Raw genomic sequence first — 13,511 nt, 5'->3', positions numbered from 1 at the left:
TCCGTCACCGTGCGCCCCATCGGCCCCTCGGTGGCCAGCTGCTGCACGAACAGCTCCGGCGTTGGCCCGTACGGCACCCGCCCTTGCGAAGGGCGCAGGCCGAACACGTTGTTGAACGCTGCCGGGTTACGCAGCGAGCCCATCATGTCGCTGCCGTCGGCCACCGGCAGCAGGCGCATGGCCAACGCCGCTGCGGCGCCGCCACTGCTGCCGCCTGCCACACGGCTGTGGTCGTAGGCATTGGTGGTGGTGCCGAACAGCGTGTTGTAGCTCTGCGAGCCCAAGCCGAATTCCGGCACATTGGTTTTGCCGACAATGATCGCCCCACTCGCCCGCACCCGCGCCACGCTGATGGCGTCATGCACCGGCACCTGCTCGGCAAACAGCGGCGAGCCCAGCGTCGTGCGCAGCCCCGCCGTGGCCGCCAGGTCTTTGACTGCCTGCGGCATGCCATGCATCCAGCCACGCGACTGGCCGGCGGCCAGCTCACGGTCGCGCACCTCAGCCTCGGCCAGCAGCACCGCGCCCTCGCGCAGCGATACCAGCGCATTGACCTGCGGGTTGAAGCGCTCGATATGGGCCAGGTAGGCCTGCATCACTTCACGGCACGACAACTGGCGCGCGTGGATCGCCTCGGACAGCGCCTGGGCATCGAGGGCGACGATCGGGTCGATGGCTAACGGGTTCACGGTTTAACTCCAAGGTTGAAAGCGACAGCCTTGCCAGCGCGGGGTGCTTCTTTCAGGCAATAGGTGCCCAGCAGCGTCAACAGGCAGGCGAACAGCACATAGAACGACGGCGCCACCGGGGTGCCGAGCACCTTGCTCAGCCAGGTGACAATCAACGGGGCAAAGCCGCCGAACACCATCACCGCCACGTTATAGGCCACCGACACGCCGGTGGAACGCACCTCGATCGGGAACTGCTCGGCCAGGGCGGTTGGCGCCGGGCCAAAGAAGCCGCCAATGGCGGTGCACAGCAGCAGTTGCATCACCAGCAGGCGCTCGATCGACGGCGCTGCGGCCACCCACACGTACAGCGGGTACACCATCACGAAAAATGCCAGGGTAAAGGCCATCAGCACCGGCCGCCGGCCAAGCCGGTCCGACAGCGCTCCGGCCAGGGGGATGACCACGGTCATCAGGCCCACGGCCAGCATCTGCACCAGCAGCACCTGGTCCAGTGGCAGGCCAAGGTTTTTGTGGGCGAAGGTGGGCATGTTCACCAGCACTACGTAAAACGACACCGTCGCACCACAGGCCAGGCCCATCGAGACCAAAAGGCTGCGCTGATGCTCCCGCAGCACCTGCCACAGGCCGGGCGCCTGGCCCTTGGCCTGCTTGCGCGCCTCCAGGAATTCCTCGGGTTCTTCCATGTGTTTGCGAATCCACAGCCCCACCGGCCCGATCAGCAAACCGATCACGAACGGAATCCGCCAGCCCCAGCTGTCCAGCGCCTCGGGCGTGCACAGGTGGGTCACCAGCGCGACCATCCCCGCCCCGCTGAACACCGCCAGGCACTGCCCCACCAGCTGCCACGAGCCATATAGCCCCTTGCGGTGGGCCGGTGCGCTTTCCACCAGAAACGCCGTGGCACTGGCGTACTCACCGCCCGTGGCAAAGCCCTGCAGCATGCGCGCCACCACGATCAACAGCGGCGCGCCCATGCCAATGGCCAGGTAGCTGGGGGCAAAGGCGATCATGGCGATGGACACCGTCATCAGGCGGATGATCAGTTGCATCGCCGCCTTGCGCCCCTTGCGATCGGAATAGATGCCCAGCAGCACCCCGCCCACCGGGCGCATGAAAAAGCCCACGCCGAAGGTGGCCAAGGCCATCAGCAGCGAGGCGTACTCGTCGTCGGAGGGGAAGAACTGGCGGGCGATGATGCTGGCCAGAAAGCCGTACACGATAAAGTCATACCATTCCAGGGCATTACCGATGACCGCCGCGACCACTTGCCGGGTACGCGACGCGCCTGTGTGTGAAGTCTGCATGCGGAACACTCCATCAATCTGTTGGCCAGAAACGGCGGCGGGCTGCAGCTTGAAGCTTCCCTAGTTGAGCCAGCGCTCGGTCAGGGCGCCCCAGTAGGCGGCGCCGGTCAGCAGGATGTCGTCGTTGAAGTCGTAGGCAGGGTTGTGCACCATCGGCCGCTGCACGCCGTTGCCGATGAACAGGTAGGCGCCGGGGCAGCGCTGTAGCATCCAGGCGAAGTCTTCGCTGCCCATCAGCTTGCAGGTGTTGCCGTCCACCGCCTCGGCGCCGAGCAGCTCGACGCCGACCTGGTGGGCAAAGGCGTTTTCGTCGGCGTGGTTGACCAGCACCGGGTACGCCGGGCGGTGTTCGATGCTGGCGGTGCAGCCGTAGCTTTGGGCCTGGCTAAGGATGATCGCCTGCACCCGCTCCAGGGTCTGCGCGCGCACCTCGGCGTTCAGCGCACGCAAGCTCAAACGCAGCAACGCCTGCTGCGGGATCACGTTGGCCGCCTCGCCTGCCTGCAGTGCGCCCACGGTGACCACGGCCGCCTCCTGCGCATCAATATTGCGCGCCACCACGGTTTGCAGGGCCATCACCACACTGGCTGCGGCCACCAACGGGTCGACCGTCAGGTGCGGCATGGAGCCATGCCCGCCGACGCCTTCGATGGTCACGGTGAGCAGGTCCTGCGAAGCCATCATCGGCCCTTCTCGAAAGCCCAGGTGCCCCGCCGGCAACCCCGGCATGTTGTGCATGCCGAACAGGGCGTCACACGGGAAGCGCTCCAGCAGCCCATCGGCCAGCATCGCCTCGGCGCCGCCCTGGCCTTCCTCGGCCGGCTGGAAGATCAGCGTCAGCGTGCCATCGAACTGGCGCGTGGCCGCCAGGTAGCGTGCCGCGCCCAGCAGCATGGTGGTGTGCCCGTCGTGGCCGCAGGCGTGCATGCAGCCCTGGTGGCGGCTGGTGTATTCAGCGCCGGTGGCTTCTACGATGGGCAGCGCGTCCATGTCGGCACGCAGGCCCAGTTTGCGTGGGCTGCTGCCATTGCGCAGCACGCCGACCACACCGGTTTTGCCGATGCCGGTGTGCACTTCGTAGCCCCAGTCTTTGAGCAGTTGCGCGACCAGGGCCGCGGTGCGGCTTTCTTCGAAACCGAGTTCGGGGTGGGCGTGGATATCGTGGCGGATGGCGTGCAGGTCGCTGGCCACGTCGTTGAGCCAGGCCAGGATGTGCTGGTGTTGCTGCATGTGGAATCTCCTCGCGCGGGTGGGTCCCGTTCTTGTTGTTCGCTTTGAGATCACGACGGTTTAGGCAGGTCGTGGTTGCGGACAGCTAAGCGCGAGTGGGGCGGGAGCACAATTGAATGTAGTTTCACGTGGTGGAACATCACATGGGCGGGAATGTTTTCCTACAGAAACCGGCTGAAAAAATCAGATTAATTCCCTTTCTTGTAGTCCGTTTCCCAAAGATACTGCCGACGCCTGTTTTTCGTTGCACGCGCTAAACGTGGGCCATAGTCTCGGCCGGTCGCTGCCAATTCAGCGACCGGCTTTGACAGGCCGTCGATTGTTGTCCGTGTGCATACGCTTATGGCGGCTGTACGTGCGGGCACCTTCGTGTGCGCCGAGTGCCAACAATCTCGGTCTGTCAACCCGCGTACAGCTGCCTCCCTCTTGTTTGACAGCAAGGCGGCTTGCAGCTCAACCATTGTTGGAGCGTAAGCATGCTGAAGATAGTCCCCGATCCACCCTACACTTCCCACTCCCTGGAAGACACACTCATGATGGCTGCTGACTACGCACTTTGCGCAGAAGCCGTTGCCCAGCAGGCGATGATGATGCAACCCAAATCGCCCTCCTCCTTGTTGATCATGACCTCCATGCACGAGCTCGAAACCTTGCGCAAATTGCTTGAGGTGGCCTTGGCGCAAGTGCAAATGCCGACAGAGCCGAGAACGTTGCACTAAGTCGCATCACGTCAGGCCTGGCCTGGCTCTTTCAAAGGCTAACCACTCGCACGGCGCCGCCCCTGAGGTTGTAGACGACCCTTAGGCGCTCGGTGAACCCGTGTGGGCCCGGTTTTCCGGCGAAAGGGCCAGCCCAGGCACCCGCATTTTCAGGGAGCCAACCAATGCCAAAAGACGGCACAAACGAATACACCACACCCGGTAAAACCATGTTCTACCAGGCAGAGGGCCAAACCCAACCCCTGTTCTGCATCGCCCCAGGCATCCCCTGCCAAGATGCCCGGGAGCAAGCCTCGGAGCTGATGGGGTGTGTGCGCGACCTGACCATCACCGGGCTGATGGAAGAAAACCCGCAACTGATCTGGGCGTCCTATTACCTGAGCGCGCTGGCCAAGGCGCTGCTGGATGATGCCGAATTGGGGATGCAGCGGTAGGTCAGCAAGCGGCGGGCTCGCCCATCGAGGACAACTAGGCTCCGTACGAAAAATTGTGTATCGCTGCCACCGTTGGAGCCGGCTTGTCAGCGCCTTCAGGAGTTTTCATACAAAGCCAAGTGATGGGCCAGTTCGATAAGGCGATGCGGTGATCATGGGCTCTCAAATGGCTCGATTATGACACCAATGGAGTACTAGCCAACGTGATCTCACGTGGGGGAACTTATCTACCAAACGTGATTATACAGCGCGTACCCACACGCTAGTACAGAAGCGATCAGAATGAACGCAGAAATCCTGCGCCCTTCATAAATATGGCTCCAAGGCACTACATGTACCAGCCGCTCAGGCGGCACGCTTTTCAGAAAACGATAGCGAATGATGAAGTACGTGATGCTGATCAGGGGATAAATGAATACGGCTATCTGCCCTTGCGGCGCAGGCTTTGTTCCCACGGCAGTACCCAGCCGCGGCCGAGCACGCTGTCGACCGTCAGGTCGCTTGCGTAGAAGCGCGCCCCCTCGATGGGCATCAGGCCGGGCAGGCTGAAGTCGATTTCGTCGGGGATGAGTTTGCGGCCGGTGGTCAGGTTTACCGGGCTACCGCTTCGACCACGTAGCGGCTGGCGCCGCCGCCAGCGACAGGGCAGCCCTGCCAAAACATGCAAAAAACTAATTAACCTCATGCAACATCACGGCCAGCAATACAACTCTAGCAGCACATAAAGCTGGAAGCGTAATGAGACAAAGTTGGCATCGACGTCCAAACCAGCTATTTTAAAGATCATTTTGTGGTTGGCGACCCTGAGCACCCCTGATAAATAAACTTGATCGAACTCCATCCCCCATACTTAGCATATCAACGCATAAAAACACCCGCCAAGCCAATTGCTCAACCGAGAGCAACAAACCTTATCGCGAGCTTCTTGCTTTCGACCTTACTGACAAAAACCTCCGACACGATCGGATCAATCCAAATGACGTCACCCAAAAACAAGAAATGAGAACCATCTGCTTTTGATTCATCAACACACAGCTTTGTTACACCTCGGGCCAGGTACTCAGCATCCAACTCACCCGACTTCAATTTTTTTAAAATCATAGCTTTACCAGAGTAATCTGAACGCTCATAGTCGAAGCATTTTATCTTCTGATTCAAGTGTATTAAAAAGTAATCTTTTTCTACAGGCCTGCCGTCAAAATATTTCACCTCAGCCTTTACAAGTTCAGCGTTAGAATCTAACTCTTCAAATACAACACTTAATTCCCTCGAGCCAAAAAATGCACCGCATGCAGTTAAGAAAAAATCAGATTTCAGACTGCGAATTTTTTTATCCAGCACTACAGTAATTGATAGCCCTTTTAACGAAATGCATTTCCCTACTTGATAGTAGTCATTGAGCTTCGGAGAGAATGAAACCTCGCCATCCGTATACCCCCCTTCAACTACTTCATGCAACATTGTAAAATAATTCATAATTTCTTTCCTAACATGTCGATCTAGCGCCTTTCGGCCTAGGGTCCGTATTTTGTAAGCGCTAGGTGTCTGAACCAAGACTCATCCTCATACTGCGTTCGCCAGGGCCGATCGTGTTAAGAACAGTCTTATCAGTGTGATACACGAAGCCGCCGCTGCGGCGCAGGCTTTGCTTCCAAGGCAGCACCCAGCCTCGGCCCAGCACGCTGTCGATAGCCAGGTCGCTGGCGTAGAAGCGTGGCCACTCGATTGGCATCGTCCCTGGCAGGACAGAACCCGTTTCGTAGGCCAGCAATTTGCGGCCAGTCGTCATATCTACAGGATTACCGGTGAAACCGCCGATCGCACGTTCTATGGCCGGGCCAACGATGAAGCGCCCGGCAAGGTAGCCGCCCGGGATTTTCGCTCAATGTCGATAACCTAATGATAGGGTTAATCTTGACCTTAAAACTCAGGTCAGAACCAAGAAAACGCAAGAAGTGGCTGAGACAAAGTTGGCAGCCACTTCCATGGCTCATCCTCAATTTTAATGAGCAAAACCCGTGCTACCGTTTACGCGTCACTCCAGACGAACCTCAAACCAATCACCACACCCGAATTCACTAGACATCTAATACATATAGACAAATAAGGCGACAATTCAACATTCAATCAACTAAAATAGTTCCCGGCTCATTCTTATATTGCTAGACCAGTTTTACAACCATTTCCAAACCATCATCCTGACGGTCTTTTTGACCAAAAAATACATACGTCATCAAATCCTCGTAACGATCGCCACTCGAGCAACCCTCCACTTCAAACTGATGCACAAAATCCATTGGCGTATTACCCAGAAATCGCCAGCTTGGCTCGTCCACCCATTTCGGCGACGCCCCGTAGCAACGAAAACTATTGGCCAATCGGGAGGTTATCCAGGTTACGGCTTTCTTTGGAGCTGCGACAATCCAGTCTACTGTCGTCTACCATGTGCCCACTCCTTTTATGACTGCAATCAACTCGTAGCCTCCTTTCTGATGGCCCGCCAACTCTCTACCATTACCCCTTATGACCAACAGGCTAAATGATATCGAAACGAATGCCGGCAGAAGCAAAACCACTGGGTAGTGAGCTCGAACTTAATCGACCTATGAGCAATCCCTCAAGCACGGCAGTCAAATTATCTTTAAAATATTCAATTTCTGGCGACCTAGAGGCAATAATCGCCACATGCCACTCGTCGCTATTTTGCTTCGAGGTCACAACCCAAAAAATGCAATCTCCATTATCCGTAACACCTACCGGAATCAGCCCGTTCTCTACAGGATAAAGAGGATATTTAAAATATTCACTATCAGACGCTACCAGATCATTAAAACTACCTAAAACCAACCTAAACTGATCAAAAAAATTGATGTCTTCATTTTGACTAAAAGGGTTAAATACAATCAAGAAATCCGCTATCCTCCCTGACCCATATACATTTATGAACTCAACATAGTCCGAAGGGAAAAACATCCCATCAATCATTGGCCACTGTTTCCCAGCACCCGCTTCATTAGGTGTGGCAGGAGGCGTCAATACTACAAGAAGGTTATTTATTGACATAATCACATCCCAGGAGGTTTAAGTACTGCAACATGCTACCCCCCGACCCCTCCACCTTGATAGTAATCCCGGCTGGAATCCTAGAGGGACCGGGGTAAATCGGTGCTATATTAACATCCACAACCCGCCCCTGCTCCAAAGCCTTACCAATCCGCCCCTCAACTGCACTCATAACAGGTGTATTAGCCGGTCGCTGCTGATTAGTAATTATGTTTCTGAAATCTTCTCCTGAGCCGCCTAGCTGACAGCCCAATAAGTGGCCGCGAGCCCTGTTTGAGTCTGCACCGGCAATGAACCCTGGAGGCTGTATACCAGGAAACGATACGTCGCCTGCCAGACAATCTCGCCCTCGCTATTGCTCATTTTTAGGGGCGTGCCAATCTGATCGGTATGGAAGTAGTAGACCTCCTGCTCTTCCCCCTCCGCTTGATCCACCGCGCCAACGGCGCATAGCTACCCGGCTCGTAGAGATACAGATGCTCTGCCCCGGCGTCTCCTCGCGCAGCATCTTCAGTCCTTCCCAGAGGAAATGCTTATGTTCCGAGGTGCCGCCGATTTCAGCGGTTGCGGTACTCCTGATCCCGCCAGCGCTTGATGCGGTTATCTCTGACCTTCTCCAGTTGCCGCGCATTGAAGTCCAGCCGGTTGGCCGCCGGGTCGTAGCGGAACGCTTCGCTACCTACGAGGGCCCCGGTATCGCGGCTATGCAACTGGCCGTTGGTTTCGTATTCGTACTTGATCTTGCCACGCAGCTTGTCCAGCGTGCGCACCAATTCGCCCGCCGGGCCGTACTGTTAGCGACGGTGAATCGGGTTGTACGCATGCTCCACCAGCAACGAGGTGTTGATACCGGTGTTGTGCACCTGTGTCAGCTTTTCGGCCAGCAGCGTGGACGCAAACTGCCAGGGCTTGCGCCCCATCGCATCGTAGCCAAAGCAACTGGTGAGCTTGCCCTGCGTGCGATACACCTCACGGTGCAAGTCGTCGCGCTCCATGTCGCTGATCACCTGGCCGTCCAAGTTCAACATCACCTAAAACAGCAAGCGAACACGAGAATTGGAGCGCATGAGATTTCTATATGCGACAGCAACCACGCAAAACCTAAAGATTCAAAGCTCATTGATTGAGACGACTTAAAAACTCAGGAAAAGCATCTGCAACCACATGATACTCCTCAGTATCCATAATCCACAACCCGACTTCACCTTGCTCTTCTCCTGACAGAGTAAGCAAAAAATAGTTACCACCCTCATCAAACGCAAACGGCACTCGCCCTTTCATTTACGGAAAATCCTCGACCAACTCTCTATACGCTATGTCCATTGGAATGCGACCATACTTAATAGGGACAAATCCAGTAAGCAACAAATCATTCCCACCTTGCGCATCGTCAATATAACCGCCATTCGATGACAAGTACAACCGACGAAACTCCGGCGGCAGCCTGCCGCCCAATACCTCTTCCAAAAAGTCAAGATCCGCGCACGATATTGCTTTTTCAGTATCACTCAATGGAATCAACATTTAGATTTTCCACTCCTTTTTACTTGCTGGGTGACCATATTTACGATATACATCATACATTATCGATGTAGGTCGAGCACCGCCATTACCGTAAATAAAGTTAAGTTCAACGTCGACACCCCCTTTTTTACTAACTAGGTTTGCAATTTGTGCTTCAAGCGCTCGGAACTGCCCTCGATTGATATCTTAGAAAATCCTCGAAGCTTGTTGCATCATGGGCATAAACCAAGAGTTGAGGGCCAAACGCCAAAGCGGGACCTGCTTCATAACCCAGCTCTTTCTTTCTTATCAGCCTCGCAAACCCATACTTTTTCTCATCAACTTTAAAAGCAAGGATATCGCCCCAAGTGTATTTGATGGTTTGATTCTTGCGCACTAAAGCACCCTCACACTTATCTGAGCCAATTTCCAGATCATGGAACAAGCCGGACCATTAACCTTGAGAGATAACTCAATCCCAATAGCTAGATTCTATAAACGTAAACTTTTGAATCTTTATTGCGAAAATATAGCCCTGTAACATTTTCACCATCTCGCTCTACGAATATCTCTGTACCAGGAACACTATTACTGGCATATGTAATCATGGACACTACCCGCCCTTCTTCACACCTATACTCATAACACCAGTATTCACCATCTTCGTCCAGGCAACATGATATATTTGGAACTCCACCTTCAAATACAACCCCAGATGCCCTAATCGCCTCCCCGTCATCGTCAAAACGTACTGAATAAGTCGACTGCCCCTCCACCTGATATATCTCAGTTTCTATCACTGTAGAGTTCACACCATATACATCAGACTTATAAAACCCACACTGCTCCGCAGAATAAAACTTAAAACAATTTTTTTTGCTCTTTGGCTCCGAACTCAGGATCGGAGACGGAGTCACCCCAGACAGTTCCAGCCCATAAGGCAATACAGAAAAGCTTGGACCTTTAGACCATTTTATCTCTTCATTTGCAATGTACTGCATATCTGCGCCTTCAGAAAGATCAGCCTCAAGCTTAGACTTTAGAATCTTAAGTAAGCTCTTAAATTGATCGGGAACCACAGCTACCTCCTAACAGCAAAAGTCTTACCACTATTTAATTGCTCTTTCAGTTCAGCAAGCCCACTCAAAAACTCTTTCTTCGTTGTTCTACCAACCAACGAATCATATACATGTTGTTTGTAGGCATTCCCATGTATGCCGGCACCCTTGTGCGGCGTTGCCAGTGTACCGGGAACTCTAGCAGATTCTGTATTTGGCAACCAAATTCCATTTTTCTTGTCATTTATATCGATTCCCAGTTCTTTCATTTGCTTTCTCAAGGCTATCATTCTGACGTCCTTTGAATTGGACATAATGATGTGATGCGCATCATACTGCCCTCCGCCTACTGGTTTACTCCCGAGGCTGTCTGCAAGTTTTTCGCGTCGGACCCACAGGACAGACCAAGTGGATCTAACCATAGGATCGGATTTAGAGCATACTCATAGAGATTCATTCCACCGTCGATACTCAACGGATCTTGCGTTACGAAACGCCCAATCTGCGGATTAAAATATCTATAAGTATTGTAATGTAGTCCTGTCTCAAGGTCACAGTATTGGCCTTGAAAGCGCAGGTTCTGCTCGATTGCATTAACCATCAGCTGGTCAATCGCGCCCCAAGACCGATATGTCGCCTGCCAGACAATATGGCCTTCGCTATCAGTCAGCTCCAGCGGCGTACCAATCTGATCGGTGTGGAAGTGGTAGACCCTCTGCTCCTACCCTTCCGCCTGGTCAACCCGCGCCAACGGCGCATAGCTACCCGGCTCATAGAGATACAGAATGCTCCGCCCCGGCGTCTCCTCACGCAGCATCCTCAGCCCTTGCCAGAGGAAATGCTTCTGCTCCGTCGCGCCTTCGATTTCAGCGGTTTTGGCAATCCGCCGCCCCAGGCTGTCATAGCGATAAGTGCCCGTACTTTCCAGCTTGCCGTTGACCAGCGTTTCGGCACGCACCAGCCGGTTCTCACAGTCATAGGCAAAACTCTGAAGCTTGCTATACCCCGAGCGCTTCTCGATCAGGTTGCCCCACGGGTCGTAGCGATACTATTGTTTTCGCCAGCGGTTGATACAGTTGATCTTGTCTAACTTCCGCTAACACTGCAGGTTTGCGATCGACTGCCTTAAATACATCTAAGACCAATCGGACGCCAAAAAACAATAAACAGTATTCGCACTTAGGCCTTTCCACTCCTCTGCTACATGATGAGCCTTACATGGCTACCATCAAAAATATCCTTTAAATACGAGCGCAACAAAGCAACTTTCTCTTTAGATGAATTTATCTCATCAGGGAATCTTCCAAAGAATCTACCCGCTCCGCAATGCCCAATAAACTCCTGTTTCACTACTACCTCTAAGCCGTCACTATGCAGAATGACTTCATCGATAGAATTTGCTACCTCATGGCTAGACTGAGCGGTTTGAAACCCAATACCTTCATCAATATAAATATTATCTTCATCATCTAGTCGCGTTATGACAATATAACCATTTGGATCAATAGGATCATCGCCTAGCGCAATTGTAACCACCCCGTCCTCTTCGTAACACTCTATAGTTGATGCAATAAATTCACTCATATTTACACCTACCTATCCGCAACCTGAACCAGATACCTTCTGAGTCTTTTTCGACTTAGCGCTCCAAACTTCAGAAGACTTAGCATCACTAGATGGCCACTTATACTCTACATCTGCTCCTGTAGCACCTTTGAAACTATTCATCTTCAATCATATACGAGATCATCTGGAGCAGGAGTGTCATTCAGCTGAGAAATGCGCAGTGTGGGTCCAACCAGCAACGCCTCCCTTAAAAATTCCATTTAATGAGCAAATTCAGACTATAAATCAGCAAATTGAAGAGCACCACCGTAAGCGACCAAATGGGCAGGACCATCTTTTACAACAAAAGATTACGCGATCTGAGGACCAACGGCGTAAATTTCGACCATGAAGTAACTCATAACTTAGAATCGTAAAATTACCTAAATTCAATAATATGCGAAAATCTTTTTAGGGCCTCTTGGTATTTCTGAGCGTAAACAGATTTCATTACAACCTGCCCAGATTTAGCCAATATAGCCTTTAGCTGCACAATCGAATAATTTAGCCCTAGCATTTTCTTTATATCAACAACTTCTTCAATGCTTGGCTTGCAGCTTCCCTTACTGAAGATGTCACCTAAACCAGCTGTCGCGACCTCTCCCTCTCCCTCATCCTCCTCAATATAATCTAAAAGCTTTTCGATAGTTTCGAATCGGTCACATCCGTCCAGAGTCGTGTTCCCTGAATCCACAAGAAAAAAACCCCCCTCCCCACATTTATTTATTAAAATTAATCGGCCACCAGAATCATCTCCAACGGCAATCATTCCTTTAAAACTATCTTCGACTTCAAATGTATTATTGCGCTCTTCAATATCGCTAACGGAATAAATCAAGACCTGATCATTCAAGAGTGCTCCATCACTTTTTCTCCAGAAGTCAACAATCCATGCCCTATTGGAAATACCAAGAGCGTTACGCAAAGCTTCAATGCTCGCAGCAGAAGCAGCCCCGTGACGCTCAGTAAAAATAACCATCAGTTAAATACTCCCAAAGCTTCGTAATATTTATATGATTTAGCCGCTGCCCGTTTCGCAGCATCCGGAAGGACCCCAGCGTCGATCATCTCCTTGTACGCAACATTGAATTCGTCCCTTAATGTACCGCTAAAGCCTAACGACTTGCGCCTTGCCCGCTGCATGGCAGAGATCATAGCATGCGACTCGCCAGAACTACTTTTGAGCAGAATTGCTGGCGCACTATTCCTCTTATATCCTTTTACATTGAGCTTAGCCCATTCATGCTGGATAAAGTGGTGTGACTGCACGAAATCATCCGCAGCAATATTCTTATTACCCACAGCCCTGTTCACTTGAGGTGATAAATTGCCGTGAGCATCAACGTCACCAGCTTTGTATCCGCCAGGCCTATTGCAAGCCCAGCCCCACGGATCCACCCAGCTAGTTAGATTCGGGACGTACCGATACAGATTGAGCCCACCATCTATACCTATCGGGTCTAGCGTAACAAAGCGCCCCACCAAGGGATCGTAATAACGGAACGTGTTGTAGTGCAGCCCTGTCTCATCATCTTGATACTGCCCTTGGAATCGCAGATTCTGCTCGACCTCATTGATCGTCAGCTGCTCGATCGCTCCCCAAGACCGATACGTCGCCTGCCAAACAATCTCGCCCTGGCTATCGGACAGCTCCAGCGGCGTACCGATCTGATCGTTATGGAAGTAATAGACCTTCTGCTCGTCCCCTTCCGTCTGGTCAACCCGCGCCAACGGCGCATAGCTACCCGGCTCATAGAGATACAGAATGCTCTGCCCCGGCGTCTCCTCACGCAGCATCCTCAGCCCTTGCCAGAGGAAGTGCTTCTGCTCCGAGGTGCCGCCGATTTCAGCGGTTTTGGCAATCCGCCGCCCCAGGCTGTCATAGCGATAAGTGCCCGTACTT

General features: G+C 53.0%; 14 protein-coding genes and 5 pseudogenes. 2 read left to right on the top strand and 17 right to left on the bottom strand.

The features are described 5' to 3' along the window. The 3 genes from BLX42_RS20415 to BLX42_RS20405 all read right to left on the bottom strand — a co-directional run. Positions 1–689: amidase family protein (locus tag BLX42_RS20415; RefSeq protein WP_256672050.1), on the bottom strand; the 689-nt coding region annotated here is incomplete at its 3' end. After that, positions 686–1,996 (bottom strand): citrate-proton symporter, encoded by a 1,311-nt coding sequence (locus BLX42_RS20410; protein ID WP_161872494.1) that lies wholly within the window; start codon positions 1,994–1,996, stop codon positions 686–688. The genes BLX42_RS20415 and BLX42_RS20410, both read right to left, overlap by 4 nt. A gap of 60 nt (positions 1,997–2,056) precedes the next feature. Continuing rightward, positions 2,057–3,226 carry a M20 aminoacylase family protein gene (locus BLX42_RS20405; protein WP_161872493.1) on the bottom strand — a complete coding sequence of 390 codons (1,170 nt, stop codon included), beginning with the start codon at positions 3,224–3,226 and terminating at the stop codon, positions 2,057–2,059. Positions 3,227–3,702: 476 nt separating this feature from the next. Between BLX42_RS20405 and BLX42_RS20400 the strand changes: the two genes are divergently transcribed. Both BLX42_RS20400 and BLX42_RS20395 read left to right on the top strand, forming a co-directional pair. Continuing rightward, positions 3,703–3,945 (top strand): hypothetical protein, encoded by a 243-nt coding sequence (locus BLX42_RS20400; RefSeq protein WP_042111452.1) that lies wholly within the window; start codon positions 3,703–3,705, stop codon positions 3,943–3,945. Between the two features lie 164 nt (positions 3,946–4,109). Next, positions 4,110–4,379 carry a DUF3077 domain-containing protein gene (locus BLX42_RS20395; protein WP_115274966.1) on the top strand — a complete coding sequence of 90 codons (270 nt, stop codon included), beginning with the start codon at positions 4,110–4,112 and terminating at the stop codon, positions 4,377–4,379. A gap of 427 nt (positions 4,380–4,806) precedes the next feature. On the opposite strand, the pseudogene BLX42_RS26590 reads toward BLX42_RS20395, so the two are convergent. From BLX42_RS26590 to BLX42_RS20325, 14 genes and pseudogenes are all read right to left on the bottom strand, one after another. Continuing rightward, positions 4,807–4,986: pseudogene (locus tag BLX42_RS26590) on the bottom strand (DUF6531 domain-containing protein); the annotation flags it as partial. Between the two features lie 284 nt (positions 4,987–5,270). After that, entirely contained in the window at positions 5,271–5,855 is a 585-nt protein-coding gene (locus BLX42_RS20390) for an imm11 family protein (protein ID WP_161872492.1), read from the bottom strand. Positions 5,856–5,949: 94 nt separating this feature from the next. Next, positions 5,950–6,246 (bottom strand): annotated as a pseudogene (locus BLX42_RS26965) (DUF6531 domain-containing protein); the annotation flags it as partial. 668 nt (positions 6,247–6,914) lie between these two features. Next, on the bottom strand, positions 6,915–7,442 hold the full coding sequence (locus BLX42_RS20385; RefSeq protein ID WP_012314397.1) for an SMI1/KNR4 family protein: 528 nt from the start codon (positions 7,440–7,442) through the stop codon (positions 6,915–6,917). Beyond that, entirely contained in the window at positions 7,429–7,734 is a 306-nt protein-coding gene (locus tag BLX42_RS27280) for a DNA/RNA non-specific endonuclease (RefSeq protein WP_371316853.1), read from the bottom strand. Before BLX42_RS27280 ends, BLX42_RS20385 begins: the two co-directional genes overlap by 14 nt. After that, positions 7,680–8,467, bottom strand: a pseudogene (locus tag BLX42_RS20375) (RHS domain-containing protein); the annotation flags it as partial. The gene BLX42_RS27280 and the pseudogene BLX42_RS20375, both read right to left, overlap by 55 nt. A 91-nt stretch (positions 8,468–8,558) precedes the next feature. Next, positions 8,559–8,966: pseudogene (locus tag BLX42_RS27275) on the bottom strand (SMI1/KNR4 family protein). Positions 8,967–9,120: 154 nt separating this feature from the next. Beyond that, positions 9,121–9,390, bottom strand: a complete 270-nt coding sequence (locus tag BLX42_RS20355) for a hypothetical protein (RefSeq protein ID WP_161872488.1) — start codon at positions 9,388–9,390, stop codon at positions 9,121–9,123. 40 nt (positions 9,391–9,430) lie between these two features. Continuing rightward, complete coding sequence (locus BLX42_RS20350) at positions 9,431–10,024, bottom strand: hypothetical protein (RefSeq protein ID WP_161872487.1); 594 nt, start codon at positions 10,022–10,024, stop codon at positions 9,431–9,433. Positions 10,025–10,026: 2 nt separating this feature from the next. Then, positions 10,027–11,081, bottom strand: a pseudogene (locus BLX42_RS20345) (RHS repeat-associated core domain-containing protein); the annotation flags it as partial. A gap of 122 nt (positions 11,082–11,203) precedes the next feature. After that, the gene (locus BLX42_RS20340; protein WP_161872486.1) at positions 11,204–11,587 is read right to left on the bottom strand and encodes a hypothetical protein; all 384 of its coding nucleotides are present in this window, start codon (positions 11,585–11,587) and stop codon (positions 11,204–11,206) included. Positions 11,588–11,599: 12 nt separating this feature from the next. Continuing rightward, on the bottom strand, positions 11,600–11,731 hold the full coding sequence (locus tag BLX42_RS20335) for a hypothetical protein (protein ID WP_161872485.1): 132 nt from the start codon (positions 11,729–11,731) through the stop codon (positions 11,600–11,602). A 256-nt stretch (positions 11,732–11,987) separates the two neighbouring features. Continuing rightward, a complete protein-coding gene (locus tag BLX42_RS20330; protein ID WP_161872484.1) occupies positions 11,988–12,587 on the bottom strand; it encodes an SMI1/KNR4 family protein in 600 nt (199 codons plus the stop codon). Next, a partial coding sequence (locus tag BLX42_RS20325) for an RHS repeat-associated core domain-containing protein (RefSeq protein WP_178110741.1) occupies positions 12,587–13,511 on the bottom strand: 925 nt, incomplete at its 5' end. The genes BLX42_RS20330 and BLX42_RS20325, both read right to left, overlap by 1 nt.

This window comes from Pseudomonas sp. SG-MS2 (assembly GCF_009933855.1).
Taxonomy (GTDB): Bacteria; Pseudomonadota; Gammaproteobacteria; order Pseudomonadales; family Pseudomonadaceae; genus Aquipseudomonas; species Aquipseudomonas putida_E.
Note: the sequence above shows the minus strand (reverse complement) of the source record. Positions and strands in the feature narration are given on the sequence as shown.

Excerpts from the sequence above, each read along its gene's own strand:
- BLX42_RS20400 (WP_042111452.1), top strand. The coding sequence starts at position 3,703 with ATGCTGAAGATAGTCCCCGATCCACCCTACACTTCCCACTCCCTGGAA.
- BLX42_RS20335 (WP_161872485.1), bottom strand. The coding sequence starts at position 11,731 with ATGAATAGTTTCAAAGGTGCTACAGGAGCAGATGTAGAGTATAAGTGG.
- BLX42_RS20330 (WP_161872484.1), bottom strand. The coding sequence starts at position 12,587 with ATGGTTATTTTTACTGAGCGTCACGGGGCTGCTTCTGCTGCGAGCATT.
- BLX42_RS20340 (WP_161872486.1), bottom strand. The coding sequence starts at position 11,587 with ATGAGTGAATTTATTGCATCAACTATAGAGTGTTACGAAGAGGACGGG.
- BLX42_RS20385 (WP_012314397.1), bottom strand. The coding sequence starts at position 7,442 with ATGTCAATAAATAACCTTCTTGTAGTATTGACGCCTCCTGCCACACCT.
- BLX42_RS20410 (WP_161872494.1), bottom strand. The coding sequence starts at position 1,996 with ATGCAGACTTCACACACAGGCGCGTCGCGTACCCGGCAAGTGGTCGCG.
- BLX42_RS20395 (WP_115274966.1), top strand. The coding sequence starts at position 4,110 with ATGCCAAAAGACGGCACAAACGAATACACCACACCCGGTAAAACCATG.
- BLX42_RS20405 (WP_161872493.1), bottom strand. The coding sequence starts at position 3,226 with ATGCAGCAACACCAGCACATCCTGGCCTGGCTCAACGACGTGGCCAGC.
- BLX42_RS20390 (WP_161872492.1), bottom strand. The coding sequence starts at position 5,855 with ATGAATTATTTTACAATGTTGCATGAAGTAGTTGAAGGGGGGTATACG.